The sequence below is a fragment of the Falsiroseomonas sp. RANM36 genome (assembly GCF_056682175.1).
This window is the reverse complement of sequence record NZ_JBWXTD010000004.1, coordinates 74,676-78,829: the sequence shown is the minus strand read 5'-3', so window position 1 is coordinate 78,829 and position 4,154 is coordinate 74,676. Positions and strand designations below refer to the sequence as shown.

Below are 4,154 nucleotides of genomic sequence, written 5' to 3'. Positions count from 1 at the left end.
CCAGGGTCCAGGCGGCGGGCGCGGCCACGACCGGGGGGGCGGCGGCCTGCAGCGCGGTCCGCACCGCCTCCAGCAGTCGCAGCGCGAGCAGGCGGGCGGGTCGTGCCTCCAGCCGCGCGGCGAGTTCCGGCGCGGCGACCAGCAGGGCGGCCATGCGCCGCGCTGCACGGAGCGGGTCGCGCGCGATCCAGCGCGCCAGGATGTCCGCCAGCACGTCATCCGGCGCGGTGGCGGCCGTGCCCAGGAGATCGGCGCCCCACCAGGGCAGCGCCTGACCGCCGGCCAGCGCCTCCAGCAGGGCGAATTCGGCTGCCCAGAGGTCGCGGAACAGCGCGGGCGCCTCGGCCGCCGTTGCCGCCCGGGCATCCGGTGCGGGCGCCGCTTCGCGCGCGGCCGGCAGCGCGGCCAGGATCGCCTGCGCGAGCGCCGCCGCCCAGGCATCGCCAAGCTCCGTGGCGCTCACCTCGCCCCGCAGATGCAGGCGCAGCTGCAACCGCGGCAGCGCCAGCACGGCGCCCGGCGGCAGCCCCGCGCGTTCCAGCGCAGCATCCATGCCGGGCCCGAGGCGGCGCAGCGCCTGGTCCACCAGGCCGCGCGCGGCGAAGGCATCCTCCGGCTCCGGCGCGCGGATGCGCGTCGCCAGGCGGCGGATCGCGACCTCCGGCGCCGCCATGCGCGGCCTAGACCGTCTTGATGCGCGTCAGCGCCAGCGTCTTCTCCACGCCGAGCGTGCGCACCATCTTCGCCGCGCCATCCAGCGCGGCGCGCGCCGAAGGATCGGTCGCCGTGTCGCGCGCCTTCTCCAGCGCCGCGACCGGATCCTCGCCGCGCGCCGCGACCTCCGTGACCTTGGCCACCACCTCCGGCGGCGGCGGGGCGGCGGCGAGGGCCTTGGCGGCCTCCGCCGCTTCGGTGCGTTCCTTGGCGATGGCCACCGTGAAGGCTTCCAGCCTGTCCTCGCCGCCGAGCAGGCGCGCGGCCTCCTGCGGCGGCTTGGCAAGCACCTCCTTCACGGTGACGTTCTCCGGCGCATCGGCGACGAAGTCCTTCGCGCTCTTCTCCGCCACCGCTTCGCGCATCGCGCCATAGGCGACGGTCGCTTCCGGCCTGTCGAAGGTCTGCACGCCGCCGGCGAGCACGCGGTCGCCGACCGTCGCCTCGGCCACCGTCGCGTTCTGGTCGCGCAGCGGCAGTTGCGCGGCCTGGAAGCGCAGATCGGCGATCGTCGCCTTGGCCGCCGCCGGCGGCTGCACGGCGGAGATCACCTGCACCACCTGGAAGCCCGGATACTCCGCCGCATAGGCATCGGCGACGCGGTCGAGCGCCACGCGCTCGCGCTCCGCCGGGTCGGCGATCTCGGTCGCCAGCGCGGCCTCCTGCGTCGCCACCGCCTGCGCGAACTCCGCGTTGCGCGCGGGCACGCGCAGGTCGGAGGAGGAGAGCGCCGCGGCGGAGACCATCGCGTTGCGCACCAGCGGCTCGGCCAGCGCCGCCTCGGCCAGCGCGCGCTTCTCGGCCGGCTGCTGGAGATAGGCGGTGCGGTAGGCGGCCGTGGTCGTCAGCGTCTGGTTCTGCGCCTGCGCGAGCCGCGCGCCGCGTTGCAGGTCGCGCGCCAGCACCACCACGGCCTGGAGCAGCTCGATCACCATGACCAGCACCTCCAGCAGCACCATGCGCTGCTTGACATAGACCGCGAAGTGGCGCGGCAGCATCTCCAGCGCCATGCGTATCTGCAGCCCGGCCATGTTGAAGGCATCGGTCAGGCGCGATTCCGTGGCGAACCAGGAGGGCGGCTGGCCGCCGAGCCAGGCGGCGAGCTGCGCCTGCGCATCCTCGGGCACCACGCCGATCACCGGATGCGGTCGCGTCAGCCCCTGCAGCGGGATCACCACCTTCACGATCTCGGTGCGGCGGTTCACCAGCTCATCCAGGCCCATGACCTCGAAGAAATCGCCGAGGCGGTCCAGGAAGTTGTTGACCGGCCGGTTGGTGCCGGGCGTGTCCGGGTTCGGCAGCGGCGTCTCGCGCGGCGCGCGGCGCGCCACGCGCACCGGGTCCTTGTCGAAGACGTTCGACAGGTCTTCGAGGATGTCGTCGTCATGCAGCGCGACGACGCAATAGGGGATCACCGTGGTCCCGCGGAAATAGGCGAAGGCCTGCTGCCGCGCCGCGGCGATCAGGCCGGAGACCAGCGCGATGCGCCCGCCGGCCGCGGTGATCAGCCGGTCCAGCGCGTCGTTGCCGGTGGAGCCGGTGCGGTCGCCGCGCGCGCCGATGGCGGCGGGATCGAGCGGCAGGAAGCCGATCGGCGGGATGTGGCGGAAGCCGCGCTGCCACAGGTTCAGCGCGCGGATCTCGTTGTTCTGCACCAGCGGCTCGCGCGCCAGGTTCTCTGCCAGCATCGCCTGGAACTGGTGGATGCGCGCCCAGGCCGCGGCGCGCGGCGGCGCGCCGAAGCGCGTGCGGTGCCAGTCCTCGCCCGGCGTCGCGACGATGCTGCGGCGGGGGATCCAGGGGTCGAGGAACAGCGCCGAGCCATCCGTGCCGAGCCAGACCATCGCCAGCGCGACTGCGCCAGCCTCGTGCCGCGCGGAGCCGGCCGGCTTGCGGAAGCCGTCATCGGTGGCGAAGGCCGGATCCCAGCGCTTCAGCAGCGAATGCTCGAACAGGTCGAACCACCAGGCCGAGGCGGTGCCGCGCAGCGCCCAGGAGGAGGCGAGCCCCTCCTCGTTCGGCAATTCCAGCGGCACGCGCACCAGCGACAGGCCGAAGGCGCCGCGCCAGCTTTCCGACTGGCAGGTGACGGGCGTGGGACCGGCGCAGGCCTCGCCATAGACCTTCGCCTCGCCCTGCGGCACCTCGCCCGGCTCGATGATCAGCAGATAGGGGCCGGGGCGCACCGCCGCCGTGCCGCCGGTGGGGCCCGACGGGTCGGGCACCAGGCAGACGCAGGGCGCGAATTCGATGCCGCCCGGCGCGACGCGGCGCGGCTTGCTGCGCGACGCGCCGATCAGGTCGGCGATGGTGAAGTCGAAGGGCTGCGAGACGAGGATGGGACGCCCGACATGGTCGAAGGCGAGGCCCGGCGAGAGCGTCAGCGTCTGCGCCTTGCCGAACCCGCCCGCGGTCGGCGGCGTCGTGCGATCCTCCACCACCGGCATGGCGTTGAGCCCGGTGCCGGCGATGCCGAGGCCATAGGCCACGCCCGGCATCAGCGCATGCGCATTAAGCCGGTCCCGCGCATCCATATACGCGTCCTGCCGCCGCAGCGCCTCCGCGGTCAGGAAGCGGCCGTTGAACCAGTTGGTGCGCAGCAGCGCGTTCTGGCCGCGCGCATCGCCTGGCGCCGATTGCGGCAGGCCGCCATCGCCGCCCGTCGCCGGCAGGAAGGCGGCGAGCGCCGCTTCCTCGCTGGCGGAGAGCGTCGCCTGCGGGTTCTGCACCTTCTTGGCGAAGGCCATGAACAGCTTCGCCTGCTGGATCTGCATGGTGGTGCTCATCGCGGCGGCCCTCTCAAGGCTCGAACCGTTGGACCAGGCTGACATCGCGCCCCGCGCCCGCGGGCAGCGGCGGCTCGCCATCCAGGCCGGACAACGGCTGTCCGTTCGCGTCCAGCAGCGGCGCGGCGCCGGCGCCGCGCAGCAGAAGCTGGTAGGTCGTGGCCTCGGTCCAGTCCTCGCCGATGGTGATCATGGCAAGGCCCTCGCCGTCGGACGGCACGGCCCAGCCATTGAAGGTGGCGGGCAACCAGGCGCCGGTGCCGTCGCGCCGGAAGATGCGGATCGCGTCGGCGGAGAGGCTGGTGCTGTCCGGCGGCGTGGTGAAGCGCGCATCCAGCACCACCTGCCCGCCTTCGCTGCGCGCCGCGACGGAAACCAGCCGGAAGGGCTGCGCGCCGCCAGGACCGAGCAGCCGCAGACCGGTGGTCATCGCCGCCAGCGTCTGCACATCCGGCAGCAGCGCGCGCACCGCATTGTCCGGCCCGGCGACGAGGCGCGTGCGTTCCGCCGGATCGCCGACCGGCTCCAGGTCTACCGTGGCCAGCAGCAGCGGCGCCTCGTCGCCGCCCCCCCCGGAGCGCGCCCGCGGGGGGGGGGGGGCGGGGGTGGAGTCCCGCCGCCGCCCGCGCCGGGCGCCCCGGCCCGCGCCCGCGG

3 protein-coding genes are annotated in these 4,154 nt (G+C 74.5%); all 3 read right to left on the bottom strand.

The window, feature by feature from the left end; translation table 11 throughout:
• Positions 1 to 673: hypothetical protein (locus tag AC1MIR_RS14115; protein ID WP_480028832.1), on the bottom strand; the 673-nt coding region annotated here is incomplete at its 3' end.
• Positions 674 to 680: 7 nt separating this feature from the next.
• Complete coding sequence (locus tag AC1MIR_RS14110) at positions 681 to 3,500, bottom strand: hypothetical protein (RefSeq protein ID WP_480028831.1); 2,820 nt, start codon at positions 3,498 to 3,500, stop codon at positions 681 to 683.
• Between the two features lie 13 nt (positions 3,501 to 3,513).
• A partial coding sequence (locus tag AC1MIR_RS14105; protein WP_480028830.1) for a hypothetical protein occupies positions 3,514 to 4,154 on the bottom strand: 641 nt, incomplete at its 5' end.

Coding starts and splice junctions, on each gene's coding strand:
- AC1MIR_RS14110 (WP_480028831.1), bottom strand. CDS start 3,500: ATGAGCACCACCATGCAGATCCAGCAGGCGAAGCTGTTCATGGCCTTC.